Here is a 23,944-nt window from a genome sequence, read left to right on the forward strand (position 1 = left end):
CCGCATCTGATGGTGTCGACGTCAATGGTATACGGGTGCATCATCGACGTCTTCAATACAGAAAATATCAGTGCGGAGTGTTCTGAAAACTAAGCCCGGCCCCCGCCTGCGGTGACGCTGCTGCAGGCGGCCTACGATGGGGCCGTTATTGGTTGAGGCCGCTGGGCTGATGTGGGGGCGCGCGGCTGTTGCGGGCTCTGGTCCCAGCGGCGGCCTCGGCGCTTTGCGCCTGCTGCCTTGGGTGACTTTGGGGTCGATTGGGGTTGTCTGCACAATTCGCGGTATTATGGTGCGGAGTTTTGAAAGGAGCCGCCGGTGGTCACGACGACGTTTGCTTCGCCTTTGGGCGAAATCTTGCTTGCCGCTGATGGCCGCGGTCTGACGGGGCTTTGGTTTGAGGGGCAGGAGCATTTTGGCTCCACGCTTCTCAAAGAAGATCCCGAACATGTTGAAGGCGCCGATGCAGTTTCTGGTGCTGGCGGCATGTCGTCGGTGAGTCCTGCAAATGGTGCGGCGTCTTCGGTGCTTGAGCGTTCGTGGGCTTGGCTGAATGCTTATTTTGCAGGGCAGGAACCTCGGTTTACGCCGCCGTTGCATTTGATTGGCACGGCGTTTCAGCGTGAAGTTTGGTTTGAGCTGCTTTCTATCCCGCGTGGCGAGGTCGCCACTTATGGCGAAATTGCGGCTCGTGTCGCCGCCCGCCATCGTGTACCGGGAAACGAGGCGCCCGTTGTGTCCCCCCGTGCGGTGGGGGCTGCGGTCGCTCGCAACCCTGTTTCGATTATCGTGCCGTGCCATCGCGTGGTGGCGGCCGATGGTTCGCTCAACGGATATGCCGGCGGGCTTGATCGCAAGGAGTGGCTACTTCGGCTCGAGGGTGCGTACGAGGAGTAACGCTCGAGTACTTTGCCTGAAGTAGCCGACTTCGACCAAAGCTCGCTCGAGTTCGCTTTGATCAGAGCACTTAAGACCCTTGTTTTCTGTCAATAGTGCTATCTGTTCGTTGATGGATATCCACGACTTCTGGTATTTCATTTAAGCCTCTTGATATAAAAAGAGCTGGAGTTGCGCATCGTTGAGAGGCTTTCCAGCTTTAGAGACATAAAATTATAAGATACGATGACCTGCGTCAAGGAAGCTGCCAGATGACCTTGGAGCGGCTGATTGCCTGGACTAAAACCTGATGCGCGGGACGGCGCCCCACGCTATTCAGCGCGCTTGATAGGATGACGGACCACAGTCTTAAGTTTCTCCGGTGCACATTTGCGTGGATCGGAGAGATAGATTTCGTGATGGAAACGGGTGTCTGAGAAGTCGGGGACATAGCCCTGCTCGGCCGTGTATTCATGCATAGCGTCTACGGTCGCCGGTTCGTTGTCGTAGGGCCCGGTGTGCATGCATTGGACGCAGAGGCCCTCGTCAACTTTAAGCAGTTCGACGGCGGAAAAGTCCAGTTTCTTTTTGGTCGTGGCTTCCGCGACTGCCCAGTCAAAGTTATCTCGGGTGACGAAATCGGGCAGGCGAATGCACGAGATAAAGTTGAAATCGTCCTTGCGTACATAATCGATGTCGCCGCTCGGGGAGTCTTGCCACCAGAAACCCTCGAGCGGCGGTACCACAAAGTCGAAATAGCCCTCGATACTCCTTGAGCCTTTCTTCGACATCTTGACGGTATAGGCGATGCCGTAAAGCAGCGGCAGGGCGTTTTGATACTCGCCACCTTCGGTATTTGGGTCGCCCTTTCCGCGAACGGCAACGTAGCTCATAGGCGGGACAGTTACGATACTCGGCTTGCTTGCAGGTCTGTAGAGCTCCTTGCATTCCTTCTTAAAGTCGAACGCCATGTTGGCCGCCTTTCTGCGTATTGGCCTGCTTAGATAGTGGAATCATATCATAGAAACGAACAGCTGTTCGAATGATTTGGTTGACAGATAGAGATACGTGCGTTGTGTTTGGCGGTCGGCTTGACCCTGTCGATGATTTCTCTGTCTCCCCGGCGCCTCATCTATGGCTGCCGTTTCCCCATATAAAACCTGCCAAAATGAACCTGTCCCTTTTTGGTCGGTGCGAAATGGGTAATACTAAAGAGTTATCCGACCAGATGGGAACCAATCGATGGCCTATATCGAATTCAAAGATGTCATCAAGGCATACGGCGAGGGCGACGCCCGTATTCATGCGCTCGACGGCGCGAGCTTTACGGTCGAGCGCGGTGAGCTCGCCATTATCCTGGGCGCCTCGGGTGCTGGCAAGACCACGGCGCTCAACATCCTGGGCGGCATGGATACGGCGACTTCCGGCACCGTGACGGTGGACGGGCGCGATGTGAGCTCCGCCAACGAGGCGCAGCTTGTTGAATACCGCCGCGCCGACGTCGGCTTTGTCTTCCAGTTCTACAATCTGGTTCCCAACCTGACGGCACTCGAAAACGTTGAGCTCGCAGCTCAGATCTGCCCCGATTCGCTCGATGCCGAGCAAACGCTTTGCCAGGTTGGCCTGGGCGACCGACTCGCTAACTTTCCGGCGCAGCTTTCGGGCGGCGAGCAGCAGCGCGTGTCCATTGCCCGTGCACTGGCAAAGAACCCCAAGCTGCTCCTGTGCGACGAGCCCACGGGCGCGCTCGACTATAAAACCGGCAAGCAGATCTTGCAGCTGCTGCAGGACACTTGCCGCAAGCAGGGCATTACGGTCATCATCATCACCCACAACTCCGCGCTGGCGCCCATGGCCGATCGCCTGATCCGCTTTAAGAACGGTCGCGTGGAGAGCGAGACGGTCCAGCAAAATCCCGTGCCTATCGAGACGATCGAGTGGTAGCGCCCATGGACCAAGACCGCCAAAACAGCCTACGCCGCGACGCGCAGAACACGGAGCGCGAGCAGGATTTTACGACCTACCGCACTGCCCAAAGCTCAAACGATATGGTGCCGACGGTTTTTCGCCGTGGCATCTACCGCACAATCCGAGGCAGCCTTAAGCGTTTCTTGTCGATCGTGGTCATCACCGCGCTTGGCGTGAGCGTGATGTGCGGCCTTAAGGCGGGTTGCGAGGACCTGTGCGATTCGGTTGACGCCTACTTCGACCAGCAAAATGTCTATGACATTAACGTACAGTCGACCTATGGCCTGACCGACGATGATCTCGCCGCCATCCAAGAGGTCGATGGTGTCGAGACGGCCGAGGGCATCTACACCGAGACCGCCTACACCGCCGTGGGTACAACGCGCGAGCGCGTGGTCGTGCAGAGTCTCTCCAAGGAGAACATCGATCAGCCGGTGCTCGTGAACGGCGATTTGCCCGAGAGCGCTGATGAAGTCGCGGTGACTTCGAAGTTCCTGAAAGCATCGGGCAAGAAAATCGGCGATACGGTGAGTTTTGCCGCCAATGACGCGAGCTCGTCCAATCAAAGCGCCAAGGACCAGTTTGCCGCGGGCGATTATACCATTACGGCCGAGGTCCTCGACCCCACTGATGTAAGTTCTGACTCGACAGTCAACGCCTTTCGCGCTGCTTCGGCGGCGGACTATAAGTTCTATGTGAGCGAGGACGCCGCGACATCTTCTTCCTACTCCGCGGTCCACGTGATTGTCGAGGGAGCCAAGAGCCTCAACTCCTATTCGGATGCCTACGCGGCAAAGATCAACAAGGTCAAGGGCAATATAGAGAAGATCCGCGAGGAGCGTGAGAAGGCGCGCGCTCAGGAACTGACGGTCGACACGCCGGCAAGCTTGGACGCGGCTGAGCGTCAGGCGAATATGCTCTTTGGGATTGAGCAGGACAACATCAATCGCATGGCCGAGGGCAGCGACGAGCGTGCGCAGGCGCAAGCCGACCTGGATCAGCGTCGCGCCGCCGCCGATCAACAGTTTGCCGATGCCCGCGCCGAGCTTTCCGATCTGGGCGAATGCACCTGGTACATCCAGGACCGCGGCAACATCGCAAGCTACTCGAGCGTGGAGAGCGACAGCTCGTCAATTGAGGCCATCGCCACGGTGTTCCCGTTCATCTTCTTTATCGTCGCCGTGCTCATCAGCCTTACCACCGCCACGCGTATGGTCGAGGAGGAGCGCACGCTCATCGGCCTGTATAAGGCACTCGGTTATTCGCGCGGACGCATCCTGTCCAAATACGTGGACTATGCGCTGTGGGCTTGTCTGATCGGCGGCGTGCTCGGCAACATCATCGGATTTGTGGGCCTGCCGCTGTTCCTGTTTACGGTGTTCGACGACATGTACTCACTGCCCCAGATGCTGCTTTCGTACGACATCGTGTCCTCGATCGTTTCGGTGGCGCTGTTTGCCGTGGGCGTGGTGGGCGCCACGATTATCGCCTGCCGCCACGAGATGGCCGAGACCCCGGCCTCGCTTATGCGTCCCAAGGCCCCGCGCGCTGGCTCGCGCATTCTGCTCGAGCGCATCGGCTTTATCTGGCGCCGCATGGGCTTTTTGAACAAGGTCGCTGCACGCAACCTTTTCCGCTATAAAAAGCGCGCCTTTATGACCATCTTTGGCATCGCGGGTTGCACCGCGCTTGTGATTTGCGGTATGGGTATTCGCGACACGTCGGTCGCGCTTTCGCCCAAGCAGTACGGCCACATCACACGCTACGATCTGCTGGCGGTCGCCAATCCCGACGATTTTTCGCAGACGTGCGCGGCGCTCGACGAGCGAAGCGCAGCCAGGGATTCCGGTGTGACCGTAACTTCGACGCTGCCGATCATGACTGACAACGTTACCTTTACGTTTGGCGGCAAGAGCGAGACCGTGCAGCTGATCGTGGTGCCCGATGACCGCACGAACGATCTGGACGACTACGTTCGCCTTGAGGATGAGTCCAAAGAGCCGCTGTCTTTGCGTGACGGAGACGTGTATCTGAGCAAGAGTTCACAGCTGGTACTGGGGATTCAGCCGGGCGATACGGCGCACGTCCAGGATTCGTCGCTCAATGTTGCTAAGGTCAAGGTTAGCGACATCTCGCTCAACTATCTGGGCAACACGCTTTACATGACGCAGGGCACCTATGAGCGCGTGTTCGGTCGAAGCGCACGCCTCAACGGTATCTTTGTGCTGCTTAAGGGCTCGTCGGCCGACCAGATCGCGTTTAGCAAGAAGCTTAAGAGCGACGGTTGGCTCACCATCTCGAGCACGGCCGAGCATTGGGAGAACTATGAGGCGAACTTTGCGATTATCAATTCCGTCGTGGTGCTCGTGACCTTTATGGCGGCGTGCCTGTCGTTTGTGGTGGTGTTTACGCTGTCCAACACGAATATCTCCGAGCGCGAACGCGAGCTGGCGACCATCAAGGTGCTGGGCTTCCGCCGTGGCGAGGTGCACCATTACGTCAACAAGGAGACGTTGATCCTCACGGCAATTGGCGCCGCGCTGGGCGTGCCACTGGGCGGCTTGCTGGCCGAGAGTTTTACGTACATTTTGCAGATGCCGTCGCTGTACTTTGACGTCGAAGTCGAGCCGCTAAGCTACGTGCTCGCCGTGGTGCTTTCCTTTGGCTTTACGTTTATCGTCAACCTAGCCACCAATCGTACCCTCAACAAGATCGACATGGTCGGCGCCCTCAAAAGCGCCGAGTAACCTGCCTGGGATTCAAGCTGTAGCGAGCTGTAATGTACCACAACCGCATTTTTGCATAAACCGCCCCGCCGATTGCATATTTCGGCGGGGTGGTTGCTTTTTGCCCGCGGGTACCCCAGGGGGCGACGTGCAAATTCCGGAGTATTCAGCATCCCGGAGCCCGCGGGTGCGGGAGCGGGCGCACAAAAGCGCATTGAAAGCCTGACTTTGAGCTCCGGCGCCTCGAGGACCGCTCATTTTTTTTGCAGAATGCGGCCCGCGGCGCCTGTCTCTCGCCCAAAATCCAGTATGCAGGCACCCTCGGCTGCTGAATACTCCCAAAAATGCACGCCGCATCCTACCCCAGGCACTTGCAGCAAGAAGACGAATAGCCTCGGCCTCCCCGGTTACCGCAGGAGGCCCCAGGGCTTACCTCCCAAATCTTTCCGCAGGACGGAAGGATCCCGCCGCGCGAAGCGCACGGCGGGATCCTGACATGTCCGAGGACGATTTGGGAGGTAAGCCCTGGGGTCTCCGATGAGAGCAGTTTCGGCCGAGGCTATTCGTCGCCGAAGCTGATGCCCAGCGCCTTGGCCTCGCGCACTAGATCGCTCTGGGGGTCGACGTACTTGAGCTTGCCGGCGACCTCCTCGAGCGGCATGTGGCACATCTTGCCGTCACGCAGGGCAATCATGTAGCCAAACTCGCCGCGCAGGCAGCCGAGCGCTGCCTCGACGCCGCACTGGGTCGCAAAGATGCGGTCCTGGGCGTCGGGCTGGCCGCCGCGCTGCGTGTGGCCGGGGATGGCGACGCGGGTCTCGCGACCAGTCTTGGCTTCGATCTCCTTGGCGATGTCGTAGACAATCGACGGACTCGTGCGCTCGGCGAGCTTTTTCTTGTACTCCTTCTTGGACAGCGCCGCGTCCTCCTTGGAGATAGCGCCCTCGGCGACGGCCACGATGGTAAAGCGGCTGCCGGTTTCCATGCGATGTTCAATGGTCTTGATGACGTTATCCATGTCGTAGGGAATCTCGGGAATCAAGATGACATCCGCGCCGCCCGCGACGCCGGCGTACAGCGGGATCCAGCCAACCTTGTGGCCCATAATCTCGATGACAAACACGCGGCCGTGGCTCGAGGCGGTAGTGTGGATGTCGTCGATGCACTTGGTGGCGACGTCGATGGCGCTCGTAAAGCCAAACGTCAGCTCGGTGCCCCAGGTGTCGTTATCGATGGTCTTGGGCAGGGCGATAACGTTGAGGCCCTCTTCGCGCAGGCGGTTGGCGGTCTTGGTGGAGCCGTTACCACCCAGCATAAACAGGCAGTCGAGCTGCAGCTTATGATAGGTGTGGACCATCGCCGGCACCTTCTCGACACCATCGGCTTCGGGGGTATCCAGGCGCTTGAACGGCGTGCGGCTCGTGCCCAGGATGGTGCCGCCGCGGGTGAGGATACCGCTAAAATCGGCGGGCGTCATGACGCGGAATCTGCTGTAGATAAGGCCCTGGTAGCCGTCCTCAAAACCGTAGATCTCGATAGGTTCTTCGCTATTGGTCATAAGCGTTTTGACGATGCCGCGCATGGTGGCGTTGAGCGCCTGGCAGTCGCCGCCACTGGTAAGAAGACCGATCCTAAGCATGATGAATCCTTCCGGGCAAGTTATAACATGCGCATAAGTTTACCCCCGCACACTGTTGATACGGGGTAAAACGTGTTAGCTCAAGCGTATGGAAATGTAAACAACGTCAGGCGAGCGTAAGGCCGACGGGCCTGGCTCCTTACAGTGCGAAGGCGTCGACGTCGCCCCAGTGGCGGCGCAGCGTAATAGCGGCGGCGGGTTCGGTATTGTCAAAGACGACCGACCATTGCGTATTGCTGGTGATGTCTTCCGGATTGGGCTCTTGCGCTGCAGCGCGCAAGGCTTCCCAGACAATCGTTTCGTCCTGGGCACCGACATGGGCGTCAAGGACATCGGCGATTGCGACGGCGCGCTCTTTGCCATGGCCCAGCTCGCCATTCTTTTGGTTGGGCAGCACTTCGTCGCCATAGCGGGCGTAGAAATTCGTAACCTGGCGTACGGGAGTCGCTTTGAAAGCACGGTCCGGATCGCGCGGATCCCACTCTACTACGTGCGCGTCACCGGCGGCATCGTTGATAAAGAAGTGGTAATCGCGTCCTGCCATGGCGTGCATGTCGTAGGCGGAAAGCAGGTCGACAGCTTCTTGCGTGGTGGCGGCACGGTCGAGCACCAGACGGATGGCGAGCGAGGTATTGATGACGGGACGTTGCGTGTCCTGGTCACAGGGCTTGGAATCCAGGGTGAGTACGGCAATGGACACGCCGCATTCGTTAACACCATCGAGCTGGGCAAACGGGCCCATCAACGCCGCGGCGCGTCCGGCGACGGAGTCAAGCGGAGTGTTATCGCCCAGGTTGTTAAGGGCGGCAAGCCCGATGGAAGCATAGCCGCCGCGTGGGTGATTGCGCACCAGCAGCGCCGAGGTGTCGTCCTTAAAGTCGTAATTGCGACCGGTGCGCACGCGACCTTCGGCATCTACGGCGACAAAAGCGCTGCAGGCAAACTGGGGCGCCTGGACATGTGCCGGCACACCGGGCAGCACCTGCGCCACCACGGCATCGATGTAGGTCTGGTCGTCGCGCACGCCAGCGGCGATGATGCGATCGAGATCGTAGTCGTAGGCGATGTCGATTGCGTACAGGTCATAGCCATCCGCGTAGCCGGTCAAGCGTTTGAGCGACGCGGCGGACTTGATTTGCTTGTGATAAACGATACCGGTGGCAGCGGCAAGGCCGACGGCGACTCCCGCGACACCGCAGGTGATGGCAATGTTACGTGGCTTCATGACGGCTCCTCTCGTCCTGTTAGCGCAATTGTCGCAAAAGGAGCGCGGGCATGATGGCTCAACTTGGTGAGTGGCGCGGAATTAAGCACGGAATGAAGAGTGCGGCGCTGGCGTGGCGGGGTATGCTGGAGGGGACCATCAACCCAGCGAAAGGGGAGAGCATGACGGATCAGGAAACGCCCGAGCGCGCGCATGTGACGGCCGATGATATCGAGGCCGCCAACGACCTTATCGACTTTATCGAGGCATGCCCCAGTATGTTCCATACGGCGGCGACCATTATGGCCGAGCTCGACGAGGCGGGCTTTACCTACCTGCCCGAGAATGCGGCGTGGGACATCGAACCGGGCGGGCGTTATTACACGCAGCGCAACACTTCGAGCGTTGTTGCCTTTAAGGTGGGCGAGGACCTGGCCGCGACGTGGGGCGAGGACGGCGTCGCCGGTGACTATCATTTTCAGCTCACGGCGTCGCACAGCGATTCGCCGACGTTTAAGGTCAAGGCCGTGCCCGAGCTCGATGGCGCAGGCGAGACGCTGCGCCTGAACACCGAGGCCTACGGCGGCATGATCGACTACACCTGGTTCGACCGCCCGCTGGCGCTGGCCGGACGTGTGCTGGTGCGCGAGGGCGACCGTATCGAGAGCCGCCTGCTTGCCACCGAGCGCGAGGTCGCTATTATCCCGAGCCTTGCCATCCACATGAACCGCGGCGTTAACGAGGGCTTTGCTCCCAACCGAGCCGTCGACCTGTGCCCGCTCATCAGCGCCGGCGGGCTTAAACAGGGAGATTTTGACGTACTGATCGCTGACGAACTGGACGTTGAACCCGAGCAGATCCTAGGTCGCGATCTGTTCCTGGTCAATCGTCAGGATGCGCGCATTTGGGGCTGGGCCGACGAGTTTATCTCGACGCCCAAGCTCGACGACCTGGCCTGCGCTTACACCTCGCTGCAGGCATTTTTGGGTGCCGAGAATGCGCATGACATCTCGGTCTTTTGCTGCTTTGATAACGAGGAGGTTGGCTCCGAGACCAAGCAGGGCGCCATGTCGACGTTCTTGGCCGACGCGCTGCGCCGCATCAACGGATCGCTGGGCTTTGACGACGAGTCGTACCATCGCGCACTTGCCGCCTCGATGCTTGTGAGCTGCGACAATGCGCATGCCGTGCACCCCAACCACGCCGAGAAGTGCGATGCTCGCAATCAGGTTGTGCTCAACGGCGGCATTGTCATTAAGGAAGCCGCCAACCAGCACTACTGCACCGATGCCTTTAGCCGCGCGGTGTTCCAGGCCATCTGTGATGACGCCGACGTACCCACACAGGCCTTCGCCAACAAGAGCGATATGGCCGGAGGCTCCACACTCGGCAACCTGTCCAATATGCAGGCGAGCATGCATGCCGTGGACGTGGGCCTGCCGCAGCTGGCCATGCACTCAAGCTACGAGACCGGCGGCGTACGCGACGTGATGTACGCCATCCGCGCCCTCACCGCCTTCTACGAGCGCGACCTCCATATCAACGGAGCCGAAAGCGCGGAGCTCTAAAACCTGCCAAAGAGGGATGTTGATTTCGGCAGGTTTTATCTGGGCGAATGCAAAGGGTGAAACCGAGCTAGATCTGTGATATGTGGCCGCCGAGGTGCAGTGTGCCTCGGCGGCTTTTTGTGTACAGAGTACGGCTAATGCTTATAAATGCTATACATGCTTTACGTATCTACCATAGAGTTTTATGATAGTTTTGAAGTATTAAGGAGGGGTCATGACCACAACAGCCGCTCAGATCAACGTGCGTCTCGATGCCGATCTTAAAAGGAGTGGGGACGCCGCTCTCTCCAGGGCCGGTATGACGCCGAGCCAAGCGGTGCGTGCGCTCTGGCAACTTGCGGCATCTCTGGCTGATCGGCCCGGCGCGCTCGAGGATATCCTGCTGCCCAGTCGTGCCCGGGCGGAACAGCGCGAGCGCGAAAAGGCCGCCAAACGTAAGCTCGAGCTCATGGATCAGGGGTCGAAGCTGTTCGCTGCCGCTTGCCGTGAGTCGGGAATCGATATGGTCAGGGCTCAGCCATCGGACGACGAAGAGCTCAAACGGAATGCCTATGCGGATCGCTATGGCGAGGAGATGAGCTGGCTCTATGAGTGAGGCTCCAAGGCGTATCTTGGTTGACACCAACGTGTGGCTCGATTACTTCATTCCCTCACGACGTGGTCGTTCGGTGGCGATTGAGTTTTTACGCGATGCATGCACGGCGCAGGTGGATTTGCTGTATGCGGCGACATCGTCCAAAGATCTGTTCTATTTGATTTCAAGCGAACATAAGGCATGGTATCGGCGCGAGCATGGCTCACTATCCCAAGATGCCGCCGTGGCGGCGACATCACTTGCATGGGATTGCCTCGACGTGTTGTCGCAACTTGCCACGCCGGTACCCTGCGACCTGAGTGACATATGGATGGCGAGCAAGCAGCGTAATCTCCATAGCGATTACGAAGACGATTTAATCATTGCGGCAGCGATGCGCTCCCAAGCAGATTTACTGGTCACCAACGATGTCAAACTCTGTTCACACGCGCCTGTCGCAGCAATGAGCGTAGAAGACGCAAAGAAGTACTTAGCAACGCTCTAACAATTTGAAGACCCCACAGGTTGAGCAAAAGTCAGCGAGAGCCTGCCGTTTGAGCCAAGGTGCCGTGAAATGAAAAGGCGCTGACCTTCTGGTCGCGCCTTTGAAATTGAACGGCAGATTGGCCAAACGGCGGGCTCGCAGCGTCGACCGGTCCGCCGTTCGTTAGAACGGCGGAACCCATGGGGCTCGCAGCGTCGAGGGGTTCCGGCGTTTGGTAAAACGGCGGAACAAGATTAGTGCTCGATCCAACAACGTAAAGTTTCGCCGGCCTGCAGGTGACGCAGATTCTCCGCGGCAATGTCGACGACGTTGTTGAGGGTGGCGGCTAGATGGAACCAGCCAGAGACGTGCGGTGTGATGAGCATGTTGGGCGCATCCCACAGCGGGCTTGTCGCGGGCAGGGGCTCGGGGTCGGTGACGTCGACCGCGGCGCCGGCGAGATGTCCCGACTCCAAGGCGGCAACCAAGTCGTCGGCGACCACAAGGTCGCCGCGGCCGCCGTTGGCAAAGAAGGCGCCCGACTTCATCGCGGCGAAGAACTCGGCGTTCGCCAGGCCGCGGGTCTCGGGTGTGCTCGGCATAAAGGATGCGACGATGTCTGCCTCTGCCAGGCGCTCAGGTAGAGCGTCCATGCCGTCCATGTCCTCAAACACAATGGGGTAGACGAGTGGATGGCGCTTGATGCCGCGGACGTGCGCGCCCATGTTGCGGCAGAGCGTGGCAAAGTGGCCGCCAATGTCGCCCGCGCCCAGCACCAGCACGTTGGCATTTTTGAGCGAGGTAACCGGCCCCAAATCCTCCCAGCGATGCTCGCGCTGCAAGTCGTGATAGCCGGGCAGGCGCTTCATCATGGAAAGGACCATGGCAAACATGTGCTCGCTCACGGCCTGGCCGTAGGCGCCGATCGAGCAAGACAGCTTGGCTTCAGCCGGCACGGTGCCGGCGGCCAAGTAATCGTCATAGCCGGCGGTCTGCAATTGCAACAGCTGGAGATGCTCGCATGCGGTAAGCAAGGCAGGGTCTATGTTGCCCAAGATTACGTCGGCGTTGGCGACCTGCTCACGCGTGATGGCGTCGGAGCTCGTGTAGATAAAGTCCTCGCCCGGAGCACTCGACTCAAGAATTGCGCGATGGCGGTCGTTGACGGGCAGCAAAACCAGGATGTTCACAAGCAGTCATCTCCGCTCAGCCTGCCAAAAAAGGACAGGTTTATTTTGGCAGGTTTTATCAGGCAAAACGTTCAAATAAAACGCCGGGTGCAAAGCGGGTTTGCCCGTCAGCATCCGGCGCATCTGCGGCTACCAGCTCAGCAGCTCGTAGCCGTCCTCGGTCACCACGAGCTGTACCTCGCACTGGGCCGAGTCGCTGCCGTCCTTGGTGCGCACGCACCAACCGTCACCCTTGCTAATCTTGATGTCGGGCGCTCCGGCATTGACCATGGGCTCGATGGTAAAGACCATGCCCGGGGCCATGATGGTGTCCACATCGGGTGCTTCGGTGGTAAAGCCCACAAACGGGTCCTCGTGGAACTCCTTACCGATGCCGTGTCCGCCGTACTCGCGCACCACGCTAAAGCCGGCGTCCTCGACCGTCTTTTGCACGGCCTCAGCCATCACGGAGAGCGGCAGCCATGGCTTGACGGCTGCCAGGCCCGCCTCCACGCTGGCGCGGGTGACGTCGACCAGGCGCTGGCGCTCGGCCGAGACCTCGCCGATACAGAACATGCGGCTCGAATCACTAAAGTAACCGTCCAGGATCGTGGAGCAGTCCACGTTGATGATGTCGCCCTCGTGCAGCACGTCCGTATCGCAGGGGATACCGTGGCAGACCACATCATTGATCGAGGTACACACGCTTTTGGGGTAGCCCTCGTAGTTGAGGTCGGCCGGCGTGCCGCCGTGCTCGACGGTGAAGTCGTAGATCATCTGGTCGATCTGGTTGGTGGTCATGCCTGCGGCGATATGCTCGCCTACGTAATCGAGCACACCCACGTTGATGGCGGCCGAGCGCTTGATGCCCTCGATATCGGCGGGCGTCTTGTAGAGCGTGCGGGGCAGAACCTCCCAGCCCTCTTCCCACAAGCGCTCGAGGCGCTCATCAAAGGCGCTATGGCATTTCTTATATTTTTTGCCGCTGCCGCACCAGCAAGCGTCGTTGCGGCCAGGTACGGGTTCTTTGTCATACATGGCTAACTTCCTTTCATCCGCAGCTAGTATAGCCCACCCACGCGTCCATAAAAGTTGCGGTGATATAGTTCCGATTTAAGCTGTTTAACAGCATAAATCGGAACTATATCACCGCAACTGATGGAGCGGGGTGGCGGGCACTAGCTGTTGCGTGGTTTTGCTAGTAGCTCACCTGGCAGGGAATGCCGAGGGCGCGCACGCGCGCGGCGATGGCGTCGAGGGCCTCGGGCGCTGCTTTGGCAAGGCCGGCGACCGGCGTCTCGCGAGCCACCGTGTAGATGGTCGCTTCTTGTGGGCGAATGCGCTCAAGTGCCGCGAGCCAGGGGGCAACGTACTCCTCGCCGGTGTTGTCGATGGGCTTGCCCAGATACTCACCGGTCAAAAAGATCGTCTGGATAATAACGTGACCGTCAAAGCTTGCGAACGTCTCAATCTGGTGCTCGACGTCGTAGGGGCCAACAGGCTGGTCGAGCAGCTGGATAAATGCCGGATCGACCGTATCGAGCTTGAGGATGTTGTCGTCGACCATCATGAGCGCATCGTGCACCTCGGGGCGGTCGGCGCGCGTACCGTTGGAGAGCACGGCGATTTTGGAGTTTGGGGCCAGCTGATCGCGCAGCGCGACGGCGCCGGCAATCGCCTGGGGAAACTCCGGTGCGGCGGTGGGCTCGCCGTTTCCTGCGAAGGTGATCACATCGGGGAGCTCGCCCTCGGCTGCCATCTCGCGCAGCTTTGCCTCGAGCGCGTCGAGTACCACGGCAGCTGTGTTGTACGGCTCATGGCAGGGGCGCTCGGCGTTGAGGCCGTTTTCGCAGTAAATGCAGTCGAACGTGCAGATTTTGCCGCTGGCCGGCATCATGTTGACGCCGAGCGAGAGACCAAGGCGACGGCTGCGAACGGGCCCAAAGATGGGGCTGGCATTCAAAAACGTAGACATAGGCATATGCTCCTCAAGACAATTGTGCCTAAGCATAGCATCGGCTCCAAAGCAAGGTGTGGGCTCTTGCTTTACAAGTTTCGTTTTTTCACGTCGCTCATTATGCCGTGCCATGAAAAGCCTCAGGTCGGGTACAGTTAATCTGTTAACAAGGCGTAAGGCAATGCGGGTCCATCCAACCGCACTGACGTGCAGCTGGATGAGCATTGATGATGGGGGCACAACATGGATTTTACGGTCGAGAATGCGGGCACCACGATTGCCTGTCGCGAATATGCCGGCCCGGATGTGTCGCCTGATGCTCCTGCCTTGGTGTGCGTGCACGGCGCTTGTGTCGACGGCACATTTTTCGACGGTATCGCTTGTGAGCTCAGCCACAACTACCGCGTAATTGCCTACGACCGCCGCGGCTGCGGTGGCAGCAGCGATGCGGCAGACGGCAGCTATGATCTTGCCGCTCAGGCCGCCGACCTGCAAGCCGTGATCGAACACGTTGGCGCTCCGGCAAATGTGCTTGCGCATAGCGCCGGTACGTTGGTGGCGCTGGAGCTTCTTCGCACCGAACCCCATCTCGTCGCCCGTGCGATTCTGCATGAGCCGGCTGTGTCGGCCGAAGGCGTCGGCATGGGCGCAGCTCCGGTTTTGCTCGATATGATTGCGGCTGGAAAGGTTTCAAGGGCGCTTCGGCTTTTCTTGGGAGCTCTCGGCGACTTGGACCCCGAGGCTCCTGGGACGACCGAAGCGGAAGCCAAGCATGCCCTGCGCAATGGTCGTTGCTTTATGGCCAATGAATACGGAACAAATATGACATATGCTCCCGACTGGGAGCGCGCCCGAGAATCAAAGGCGGTGTCGGCTGTGTTTTTGGGCGAGCTTTCGGTCGGTACACCCCGCGAGGCGGGCACGAGGATGGCGGCTGAGCTTTTGGGCTGTCCACTCGTAATGGTTCCCGGCGCGCACAACGGCCTGCGCGATCGCCCGACAGCGGCTGCCCAGACTGTCCGTGGCATCCTGGGGCTCTAGCACCCGCAATAGCCAAAGCAGCCTTCACTCGCAAACGTTTCGGCCGTGTTAACAAATGTGCTCAAGACCTCACGTCTGCGGCTTCAATCGCGCCGTCTGCCAACTCATAAAAATGTAACAGCATTCACGTGCTTACCTGCATCGGCAAGGTGTTAACCTTGTAACATTTGGAACCCACCGCTACCATGCGAAACTATCGAAAGGGCCCCATATGCTCAATAATCACGAGGTCAATCTAACCGACGAGGAGGCTGCCGCTGAGGTCGCCCGCGTCGCAAAGACCTACCCCGTGGTGCGTTTGCTGTCGGCCGATCAGATTAAGAGCGAGCCTAACTGCCTGCTCGCCGGCAATCGGTGCCCTTGTCTGCGTCAATCGAGTCTTGAGGCCTTGGCAGATTCCGATGAGGTGTCGGAGCAACTGCTCAACGATGGTGTTGAGTACCGCGCCCGCCTACGCCCTCTGAAGGTCGAGGGCGAGCCTCACGTCCTGCTGATGGTGCGCCCGATCGATGAGCAAGAGGCTGCAGAAGAGGACCTCGTCTACACCGACGTGCTGACGAGTGTGCGCAATCGCCGATATTACGAGGAAAAGCTCCGTAGCGCCCGCATGAATGCCGGCGTTGCGGTGATCGACCTTGATGATTTTAGGGTCTTCAACGATACGTGTGGCCGTCATGCCGGCGACCTTGCGCTCGGTGCTGTGGCGACGGCCATACGCAGCGGAATTCGTTCGACTGACGAGCTCGTACGCTATGGCTGCGACAAGTTTGTGGTCGTCATGCCCAATATTCCCTCCGATGACTTCACCCGTCGCCTGCATCAGGTGTCCGATGCCGTTCATGCCACGATTGTTCCGGGCCATGAGTACGTGAGCTTGACGGCATGTGTTGGTGGCGTTCGCATTCATGGCGAGACGGTCGATGAGGGCGTTGGCCGCGCTGTCCAGTTATTGAGCCGCGCTAAGGCAAAAGCCGGTACGGTCGTGACCGATGCCGATTCCATCGAAGCCTTCCAAAGCGAAAAGCCTTTGGTGCTTATTGTCGATGACTCCGAGATGAACCGAGCCATTCTCAACGAGATGCTCAAGGACGAGTATTGCATCCTCGAGGCCGACAACGGTCGTACGGCGCTCGACATGGTCGACCGCTATGGCGATGAGTTGTCGCTCGTGCTGCTGGATATTGTCATGCCGGGCATAAGCGGCTTTGAGGTGCTGGCCGATCTGTCGCGCCGATCGGGTATCGACAATCTGCCTTTCATCATGATATCGAGCGAAGATTCCAATGATATGGTTCTGCGCGCGTACGAGCTGGGCGCCTCGGACTATATCAACCGCCCGTTTGACTCCCGTGTCGTGCGCCGCCGTGTAAGCAACACCATCCGCCTATATGCCAAACAGCGCCGCCTGACGAGCCTGCTGTCCCAGCAGTACAACGAGCGCGTCAAGAACAGTCGCATGCTCATTGACATCATGGCCGGCGTTATGGAGCTTCGCAATGGCGAGAGCGGCAGGCACGTTACGAACATCGAGAAGCTGACCGAGCTGCTGCTTGGCTGTCTGGTTCAGCGTAGCGACACGATCTCCCTCGACAATGAGGAACGCTCTACGATTGCCCTGGCTTCGGCGCTGCACGATATCGGCAAGATGTCGATTGACGATGCAATTCTCAACAAACCCGGGCGCCTTACGCCCGAGGAGTTCGAGATTATGAAGACGCATACCACGATGGGCGCCGACATGTTGCTTGAGCTGGGCCGCCATCACGTCGGCAATGCGCTTATGGAATATGCGTACCAGATTGCGCGTTGGCATCACGAGCGCTGGGACGGCAAGGGCTATCCCGATGGCCTTAAGGGCAACCAGATTCCCATCGCCGCACAGGTGGTTTCGGTGGCCGACGTGTACGATGCGCTGACGAGTGTGCGTGTGTACAAGGATGCTATCCCGCACAAGGAGGCTATCCAGATGATCTTGGACGGTAAGTGCGGTGAGTTTAACCCGCTGTTGCTCGACTGCCTGCTCGAGGTGCAAGACCGTATTGCCGAGACGTTGGCACGCCCCGCCGACGTTGTCGCGTTTCCCACGATTTAGTTTGACCAAAGGAGTTTTAATCCATGATTTCCATGCGTGAGGCGTATGAGAAGATCGGCGCTAATTATGATGACGCGTGCGCTCGGCTGATGGGCGAGGAAATGCTTGCCCGCTTTGCCCTCAAGTTTTTGGATGACGAGAGCATGGACAAGCTGGAGGCCGCCATGGCGGCAGGAGACGCCGAAGGTGCGTTTATGGCAGCGCACACGCTCAAGGGCGTGAGCCAGAACCTGGGATTTGATAATCTGTACGAGCCGGCGGTCGTGGTGACCGAGGCGCTGCGCGGCGCCGATGCCGTTGACGACGCTCGCGAGGGAATGCATGCGCTGCAGCAGCAATATGCGGCTACGATGTCGGCTCTGCGCGAGGCGGGCGAGTAAGAGGTTGTGAGCCTTGGGCTGTGTGCCTGCCGCGTATAGGCAAAAGGGCGCCCCGCCGGACCATGTGGCCGGCGGGGCGCCCTTATCTGTTATGCGGTTCGCGAGCTAGCGAGCCTTCTTAACCTTGGCCGCTGCCTCGACAAACGACTTCCACAGGTTAAAGTCGGTCTCGAGCGTCTTCCACGTGTACTCAGGGTGCCATTGCACGCCTAGACAGAATGGCTGGCCTTCGACCTCGATGCACTCAGGAACGCCGTCGGTTGCCTTGGCGACCAAGCGCGTGCTTTTACCCAGACGCTCCACGCAGCAGTGGTGCGCGGAGTTGGTCTGGATCAGCCTGTGCCCGCCAACCGCGCGCTCCAGCAGCGAGCCCGGCACGACTTCGACGGGATGCACGGGGTCGTTGAGCACGTGGGTATGGCGCCACTGCGTGCGGCCCTCGCGAGCGCCCAGGCTCGGCACGTCCATGCACAGGGTGCCGCCGGTGGCGACATTGAGCAACTGCGTGCCGCGGCAGGTGGTAAAGAGCGGCTTCTTGGCGCGAAGTACCTCGTTAACCAGCTTAAACTCAAAACGGTCGCGAATCTCGCAGCACAGCGTGGGGTCGTAAGGACGCTCGTCGCCCCAGCGCTTGGGGTTGACGTCCGGGCCGCCAGGAATGGCGATGCCGTCGGCGATATCGACGTAATGACGGATAACCTCAATGTCCTCGGTGATGGACATCTGCAGCGGCAGGCCGCCGGCGGCAAGAATGGCATCGACAAATACGCTCGCAATCTCCTCGTTGGGGGAGAGCGTCTCGCTCAAATAGGGCTTCGCTTCTTCCCAGCGTGGTGCTACCAGGATAAGCGGGCGGTCAGCAGGATCGACGTCGACGTGCGGAGTGTAGGACGATGAGGTGCGGGTTCCGATCATGGGTGCGGCTTTCGAATCCGGGTGGACATGGCACAGGGGCGGCGCAGGACAAACGCTGGTGATGAATTTGCCCGCGTGACAATTGGGTTAGTGGCCCTTAATGGAGTTGAGGAAGTCCTGGGCGCGCTTGGTCTGGGGGTGGTCGAAGAACTCGTCGGGCGTGCCGGTTTCCACGATCTGGCCGTCGGCCATAAACACGACGCGATCGGCCACGCGGCGGGCGAAGTTCATCTCGTGCGTGATGACAATCATCGTCATGCCCTGCTGGGCCAGACGGACCATGACCTCGAGCACCTCGTTGATCATCTCGGGGTCAAGGGCGCTCGTGGGCTCGTCAAAAAGCATGGCCTTGGGTTGCATGGCAAGCGAGCGGGCGATGGCTACGCGCTGCTGCTGGCCGCCCGAGAGCTGTGCGGGCACCTTATCGGCCTGCTCGGCAACGCCCACGCGGCCCAGCAGGTCCATGGCGCGCTCGCGGGCCTCGTCCTTGGAGACGCCCAGCACATCGACCGGTCCCAGCATGACGTTCTGCAGTACGGTCATATGTGCAAACAGGTTGAACTGCTGAAACACCATGCCCAGCTCGGCACGCATACGGGCAAGGTCCTTGCCTTCCTGCGGCAGGGGCTCGCCCTCTATGAGGATCTCGCCCGAGTCGATGGTTTCCAGGCGGTTGATGGTGCGGCACATGGTCGACTTGCCCGAGCCCGAGGGACCGATCACAACGACGACCTCGCCGCGGTCGACCGAGAGATTGATGTCGTTGAGGACGTGTAGGTCGCCATAGTGCTTATCGACGTGTCTGAGCTCGATCAGCGGCTGATTGCCGGTGGAAGAGGTGCTCTGTGCCATGGTGCTCGGCTCCTTATGACTCGAAATGGTAAAGCGTTAGCGGATGATGGTCGCGCCGGTCTTGTGCGAAACATAGACAGCGGCCTTGTTGATCGCGACGTTGATGAGGATGTAGATGACCGCGATAACCAGGTAGACCGACACGAGGGCGTCGTAGTTGGTAATGAGCACGCGGGCGTTTTGCATGAGGTCGGGGTAGCTCACCACGTAGGCCACGGTGGTGTCTTTGACTACGACCACGAGCTGCGAAATCAAGGACGGAATGATAAACCGAATAGCCTGCGGCAACACGATTTTAAAGGTGATTTTAGCTTTGGAGAGACCGAGTGCCTGGGCGGCTTCGACCTGGCCGCGCGGCACGGCGTTGACACCGGCACGGAAGATCTCGGCGAGTACGCCGGCGGCAGCGAGCGCGACGGGAAGCGTGAGCATCCAAAACGACGGCAGCGCGATCTTGTACTGGGGCAGCACCAAAAAGAAGAAGTAGATGAATAGCAGGCTCGGTACGCCGCGGAAGAAATCGGTGAGCACGCGGCAGACCAGCTGCAGCGGCTTAATGTCGCTGGTACGGCCGAGCATAAGGGCTAAGCCCAGCACCAGCGCGATGGCGCCAGCGGTGAGTGCGACTTTAACGGTGCCCTCAAAGCCGGCAAGCAGGAACTTCCAGGTGGTGAGGTGCGTAAAGAAATACCAATAGTGAACCGAAAGCTGGCCGGTCACATAAAAGCGCTGCAACACGAGGACGACGAGCGCGGCGACGGCAACAAGCGAGATGGCGGTGCCGATGCGAATCTTGGCGCGCATCTTGGGGCCGGGAGCCTCGTAGAGCGCATCGCGCATGGTGAGCGCAGAAGAGGAGTGCTTGCTCATCGGAGGATCCTCACCTTCTTATCGATGTAGTTGCCAATGTGGCTCACCACAAAGGCCGTGCCCAGGTAGCCGAGCGCCGAGATAAAGAACGCGGCGACGCCGCCGAGCGAGCGCGTGTTGATGTAGCTCACCACGCCGGTGAGCTCCTGCGGTTGCAACGGCACCTGACTGCCGAGCGCGGTGGTGAGCATGACGGCGATAAAGAGGTTGGTCATGGGCAACACGCTCGAGCGCAGCGCCTGCGGAATCACGATCTTGGCGAGGATACGGCTGAAGCTCATGCCGAGCGAACGTGCGGCTTCGACCTGACCGACGCCGACGGTGTTGATGCCGCTCATAAAGTTCTCGGAGCCAAAGGCCGAGCCCAAAAGAACCGTGGCGACGATAACGCAGGTGCGGTAGGGTAGGACGACCTTGAGCGGCGGCAGCGCATAGACGACGATGATGAGCAGTGCGATGCCGGGGATGTTACGGAAGACCTGGACATATAGGTCGCCAAAGACGCGCAGCGGCTTGAGCGGCGACACGCGCATCACGGTGACGGCGACGGCCAGCACCATGGCGATGGCAAACGACTCAAGCGTCATGCCCCAGGTTGCTAGCAGCGCGTCGATATAGTTCTGGCCATAGAGCGACCAGAGCTCGAAGAGACTCATGCGGACCTCCCGCCGATAAGGAAAGGGGCTCCCGTGTGTACGGAAGCCCCGACAACTCAGTGAGGAAACAGTTTACCGCAATAAAGCGCATCATGCGTTTCCGTATGGTTTCGTTGCGGTCGTTACCAGGCTCGCTGCCTAGGCGCCGATCTCGGGCAGCTCGGGAACATTGGTGTCGCCCGTACGGTCGCCGATGCAGATCTGCCACAGCTCGGTCCAGGTGCCATCATCCTCGATCTTCTTAAGGAAGTCGTTGACAAAGGCGACGCCGTCGGAATCGAGCGGCAGGCCAATGCCATAGGGCTCCTTGCTGCCGAAGGGCTTGCCGGCGATCTTGTACTTACCGGGCTCGCGGACCAGGGCGCTCTGCTGCATGTTGTTATCGATGACGTAGGCGTCAACGCGGCCCTGCTGGAGTGCCTGGCGGGCCTCCTCGTCGGTCTTGAACTCCTGCTGGCTGGCCTTGGGGGCGAACTCCTCCAGGATGGCGGGGCCGTTGGAGCCGGACTGGACGGCGACGTTCTTATCGGCCAGGTCGTCGACGCTCTTGATGTCGTCGTTGTCGGCGAGCACCAGGATGGCCTGCTGCGTGTAGTAGTAGGGACCGGCAAAGGAGACGAGCTTCTTGCGCTCGTCGGTAATGGTGTAGGTGGCAAAGACAGCGTCGACCTGGCCGTTCTGCAGGACAGACTCGCGCGTGTCCGAGGTCACCTGGGTGATCTCGACCTTGTTCTCGCCCAGAATGTAGTTGGACAGGAGCTGCGCGATACCGGCGTCGAAGCCGCGGGTCTGACCGTCTTTCTCGTTGAGGAGGGAGAAGAGCGTGGAGGTCTGAACGCCACCGATCTTAAAGACGCCGGCGTCCTTGACGGCCGTGGCCCAGGTGCTGGCGGCGATGGCGTCGTCATCGACCTTGGGGCCGTCGTTGACGAGTTTGTCGAATGCCTTGGCATCGAGCGTGGTGGAAGCCTCGGTATCCTCGGAGCCCTTGGAGGAGCCGGTGGCGGAACCCTTGTCGGCCTCGGCGCTGGTGTCAGAGCAGCCGGCAAGACCAAGGCCGGCGACGGTTGCGAAGGTGGCGGCAACGAAGCCGCGGCGGTCGAGAACGACCTGCTGGGAGAGGTTCTTGCTCATAGGAGAACACCTTTCTCAATAAAATCCCTAGCGGTTGAGTAGAGTTATACCCTATCCCGCTCAAATGGGTCAACACGAAATAACTCAGAAACATACTTGTCTTATGGGTAATTCTACCTACTAAAAAGGGACAGGCACCTTCGTGGTGGTTTTGGCCGATGCGGCGGCATGCCTTGTTGCTTTGTCTCGATCTGTAACATCTGCAGCCGTTTTTGCCGAGCGACTGTTACAGATCGAGATTTTCTCTTCAGGGGAATTCGAATGTCTCAATCTGTAACATCTGGACGGCCAAAAGGTCTCTATCTGTTATAGATTGAGACAAAGGTCTGGGACTAGGACGTCTTATCCAGATCTGTAACAGTTAGACGGAAATTCGGACCCTAGATGTTACAGATTGAGATAATCGCGTCGCGAAAATAAAAACCTCCGCAGGGGTGCTTTCCTTGCGGAGGTTTTCTTACTCGTTGAGTAGTCTTACGGCTTCGGCGGCCATGTTCTCGACCGTCATGCCGTTCTGAGCGAGCAGCTCGTTGGGGTCGTAGCGGTCGGGGAAGCCCTTGGCGATGCCGAAGGTGCGCGTGCGCACAGGCGTGCAGGCCAGATAGCACGCGACGCGCTCGCCCCAGCCACCGTCCAAGATGCCGTCCTCGAGGGTGACGACAACGCGATGCTCGGCGGCAAGACTGTCGAGGAACTCACGGTCAAGCTCGGTTGCAAAGCGCGGGTTGACGAGCGTGGCCTCGATACCGTACTCGGCAGCCAAGCGGTTTGCCACGCGCTCGCCCAGCTCAAAGAAATCGCCAAGCGCGAGCACGGCAACGTCGCGGCCCTGACGCACCACGTTGTAGCGAACGGCACTGTAGTCGGTGTCTTCGGCAGGCGCAAGGTCGGGACGGCTTACCAAGCCAATGCCCGGTACGCGGATCGCCGCGGGATGCTCGCGGTGGTCGAGCGACCAGCTCAGCATGGACAGATATTCCTCCATGCAGGCCGGCGCCAAGTAGTGCATGTTGGGAAGACCGCCCAACATGGAAATATCAAAGAACGAAAGGTGCGTCTCGGACGTGGTGCCAAAGATTGACGCACCAAACACCAAAATGGTTGCCGGGGCGTCGTTGAGGCACAGGTCGTGCCACAGCTCGTCGTAAGCGCGCTGCAAAAACGTGCCGTACACACCAAAGACTGGCTTGGCGCCCGAGCGCGCAAGCGCGGTGGCAAAGGTCACGGCGTGCTCCTCGGCAATGCCCACATCGACGAACTGTTTGCCGGCGGCAGCGCGAAGCTCGGGTGTAAAGCCCATGATGTAGGGCGTGGCGGCCGTGATGCCCACGACCTGCGAATCGCGCTCGATGGCGGCGCTGAGCGCCTCGCCCGTAATGTCGGCATAGGTGCGCGGCGCAGGCTCGCTCGGATGGCCCGGGCAGAGCTTGCGTCCAGTTGCCATGTCAAACGGACCCACGTGATGCCAGCGTTCGGGGTCGTTCTGGGCTGGCTCAAAGCCCTTGCCCTTGGCGGTGGAGACGTGCAGCACGATGGGATGATCGATATTGCGCAGTTCCTGCAACGCGTCGACGAGGGCCAACACGTCGTTACCGGCGTCCAGATAGCGGTAGTCGAGCCCCATCGCGCGGAAAACGTTGCGCTCACAGGTACCGTTGCTGGCTCGCAGCTCGGCCAGATTGCGATACAGGCCGCCATGGTTCTCGGCAATGGACTGGTCGTTATCGTTGACGATGATGATCAGGTTGCTATCGAGTTCGGCGGCATTGTTAAAGCCCTCAAACGCCAAGCCGCCCGAAAGCGAGCCGTCGCCAATAACGGTGATGACGTTGTGCGTATCGC

At 59.6% G+C, this 23,944-nt stretch carries 21 protein-coding genes; 9 read left to right on the forward strand and 12 right to left on the reverse strand.

What is annotated here, in order from left to right:
- Positions 1-315: 315 nt before the first annotated feature.
- Complete coding sequence (locus ABHR75_RS06475) at positions 316-894, forward strand: methylated-DNA--[protein]-cysteine S-methyltransferase (protein ID WP_055252500.1); 579 nt, start codon at positions 316-318, stop codon at positions 892-894.
- Between the two features lie 311 nt (positions 895-1,205).
- Here ABHR75_RS06475 and ABHR75_RS06480 read toward each other — a convergent pair whose 3' ends face one another.
- A complete protein-coding gene (locus tag ABHR75_RS06480) occupies positions 1,206-1,844 on the reverse strand; it encodes a GyrI-like domain-containing protein (RefSeq protein WP_316366816.1) in 639 nt (212 codons plus the stop codon).
- Between the two features lie 271 nt (positions 1,845-2,115).
- On the opposite strand from ABHR75_RS06480, the gene ABHR75_RS06485 reads away from it, so the two are divergent.
- Together ABHR75_RS06485 and ABHR75_RS06490 are read left to right on the forward strand one after the other, a co-directional pair.
- Positions 2,116-2,817 carry an ABC transporter ATP-binding protein gene (locus ABHR75_RS06485; RefSeq protein WP_117790890.1) on the forward strand — a complete coding sequence of 234 codons (702 nt, stop codon included), beginning with the start codon at positions 2,116-2,118 and terminating at the stop codon, positions 2,815-2,817.
- Between the two features lie 5 nt (positions 2,818-2,822).
- Positions 2,823-5,588, forward strand: coding sequence for an FtsX-like permease family protein (locus tag ABHR75_RS06490; protein WP_346963909.1), 2,766 nt, complete (start codon positions 2,823-2,825; stop codon positions 5,586-5,588).
- Positions 5,589-6,126: 538 nt separating this feature from the next.
- Here the strand turns inward: ABHR75_RS06490 and ABHR75_RS06495 are convergent.
- Both ABHR75_RS06495 and ABHR75_RS06500 read right to left on the reverse strand, forming a co-directional pair.
- Entirely contained in the window at positions 6,127-7,206 is a 1,080-nt protein-coding gene (locus ABHR75_RS06495; RefSeq protein WP_089572334.1) for a 6-phosphofructokinase, read from the reverse strand.
- Between the two features lie 139 nt (positions 7,207-7,345).
- Positions 7,346-8,431, reverse strand: a complete 1,086-nt coding sequence (locus tag ABHR75_RS06500; protein ID WP_346963910.1) for a carcinine hydrolase/isopenicillin-N N-acyltransferase family protein — start codon at positions 8,429-8,431, stop codon at positions 7,346-7,348.
- A 161-nt stretch (positions 8,432-8,592) separates the two neighbouring features.
- On the opposite strand from ABHR75_RS06500, the gene ABHR75_RS06505 reads away from it, so the two are divergent.
- The 3 genes from ABHR75_RS06505 to ABHR75_RS06515 all read left to right on the forward strand — a co-directional run bounded on the left by ABHR75_RS06505 (position 8,593) and on the right by ABHR75_RS06515 (position 11,057).
- Entirely contained in the window at positions 8,593-9,978 is a 1,386-nt protein-coding gene (locus ABHR75_RS06505; protein ID WP_346963911.1) for a M18 family aminopeptidase, read from the forward strand.
- A gap of 214 nt (positions 9,979-10,192) precedes the next feature.
- Positions 10,193-10,573: a translation repressor RelB gene (locus tag ABHR75_RS06510; protein WP_118081124.1), complete on the forward strand. Its 381-nt coding sequence runs from the start codon at positions 10,193-10,195 to the stop codon at positions 10,571-10,573.
- Positions 10,574-10,589: 16 nt separating this feature from the next.
- A complete protein-coding gene (locus ABHR75_RS06515) occupies positions 10,590-11,057 on the forward strand; it encodes a type II toxin-antitoxin system VapC family toxin (RefSeq protein WP_346963912.1) in 468 nt (155 codons plus the stop codon).
- A 233-nt stretch (positions 11,058-11,290) separates the two neighbouring features.
- Here the strand turns inward: ABHR75_RS06515 and ABHR75_RS06520 are convergent, their stop codons facing one another.
- From ABHR75_RS06520 to ABHR75_RS06530, 3 genes are all read right to left on the reverse strand, one after another.
- Positions 11,291-12,226 carry a D-2-hydroxyacid dehydrogenase gene (locus ABHR75_RS06520; protein ID WP_346963913.1) on the reverse strand — a complete coding sequence of 312 codons (936 nt, stop codon included), beginning with the start codon at positions 12,224-12,226 and terminating at the stop codon, positions 11,291-11,293.
- A gap of 129 nt (positions 12,227-12,355) precedes the next feature.
- Complete coding sequence (locus ABHR75_RS06525; RefSeq protein WP_225093882.1) at positions 12,356-13,243, reverse strand: methionyl aminopeptidase; 888 nt, start codon at positions 13,241-13,243, stop codon at positions 12,356-12,358.
- Between the two features lie 160 nt (positions 13,244-13,403).
- Positions 13,404-14,180 (reverse strand): radical SAM protein, encoded by a 777-nt coding sequence (locus ABHR75_RS06530; RefSeq protein WP_217108382.1) that lies wholly within the window; start codon positions 14,178-14,180, stop codon positions 13,404-13,406.
- 225 nt (positions 14,181-14,405) lie between these two features.
- Between ABHR75_RS06530 and ABHR75_RS06535 the strand changes: the two genes are divergently transcribed.
- The 3 genes from ABHR75_RS06535 (at position 14,406) to ABHR75_RS06545 (ending at position 17,675) form a co-directional block, all read left to right on the forward strand.
- Positions 14,406-15,203, forward strand: a complete 798-nt coding sequence (locus ABHR75_RS06535) for an alpha/beta fold hydrolase (protein WP_225093881.1) — start codon at positions 14,406-14,408, stop codon at positions 15,201-15,203.
- A gap of 211 nt (positions 15,204-15,414) precedes the next feature.
- Positions 15,415-17,295 (forward strand): diguanylate cyclase, encoded by a 1,881-nt coding sequence (locus ABHR75_RS06540; RefSeq protein WP_346963914.1) that lies wholly within the window; start codon positions 15,415-15,417, stop codon positions 17,293-17,295.
- Between the two features lie 23 nt (positions 17,296-17,318).
- Positions 17,319-17,675 carry an Hpt domain-containing protein gene (locus ABHR75_RS06545; RefSeq protein WP_195240810.1) on the forward strand — a complete coding sequence of 119 codons (357 nt, stop codon included), beginning with the start codon at positions 17,319-17,321 and terminating at the stop codon, positions 17,673-17,675.
- Positions 17,676-17,780: 105 nt separating this feature from the next.
- On the opposite strand, the gene ABHR75_RS06550 is transcribed toward ABHR75_RS06545, so the two are convergent.
- From ABHR75_RS06550 to ABHR75_RS06575, 6 genes are all read right to left on the reverse strand, one after another.
- On the reverse strand, positions 17,781-18,590 hold the full coding sequence (locus tag ABHR75_RS06550) for a gamma-glutamyl-gamma-aminobutyrate hydrolase family protein (RefSeq protein WP_346963915.1): 810 nt from the start codon (positions 18,588-18,590) through the stop codon (positions 17,781-17,783).
- Between the two features lie 87 nt (positions 18,591-18,677).
- Positions 18,678-19,442, reverse strand: a complete 765-nt coding sequence (locus tag ABHR75_RS06555) for an amino acid ABC transporter ATP-binding protein (RefSeq protein ID WP_022094659.1) — start codon at positions 19,440-19,442, stop codon at positions 18,678-18,680.
- Between the two features lie 36 nt (positions 19,443-19,478).
- A complete protein-coding gene (locus ABHR75_RS06560; protein WP_195543997.1) occupies positions 19,479-20,312 on the reverse strand; it encodes an amino acid ABC transporter permease in 834 nt (277 codons plus the stop codon).
- Positions 20,309-20,968, reverse strand: coding sequence for an amino acid ABC transporter permease (locus ABHR75_RS06565; RefSeq protein ID WP_346963916.1), 660 nt, complete (start codon positions 20,966-20,968; stop codon positions 20,309-20,311). The genes ABHR75_RS06560 and ABHR75_RS06565 overlap by 4 nt, the downstream gene beginning before the upstream one ends.
- Positions 20,969-21,106: 138 nt before the next feature.
- Positions 21,107-22,102 carry a glutamate ABC transporter substrate-binding protein gene (locus ABHR75_RS06570; protein ID WP_346963917.1) on the reverse strand — a complete coding sequence of 332 codons (996 nt, stop codon included), beginning with the start codon at positions 22,100-22,102 and terminating at the stop codon, positions 21,107-21,109.
- 457 nt (positions 22,103-22,559) lie between these two features.
- The coding region (locus ABHR75_RS06575) for a 1-deoxy-D-xylulose-5-phosphate synthase (RefSeq protein WP_346963918.1) at positions 22,560-23,944 on the reverse strand (1,385 nt) is incomplete at its 5' end.

The sequence above is a fragment of the Collinsella aerofaciens genome, from assembly GCF_039752955.1.
Classification (GTDB): domain Bacteria; phylum Actinomycetota; class Coriobacteriia; order Coriobacteriales; family Coriobacteriaceae; genus Collinsella; species Collinsella aerofaciens_BI.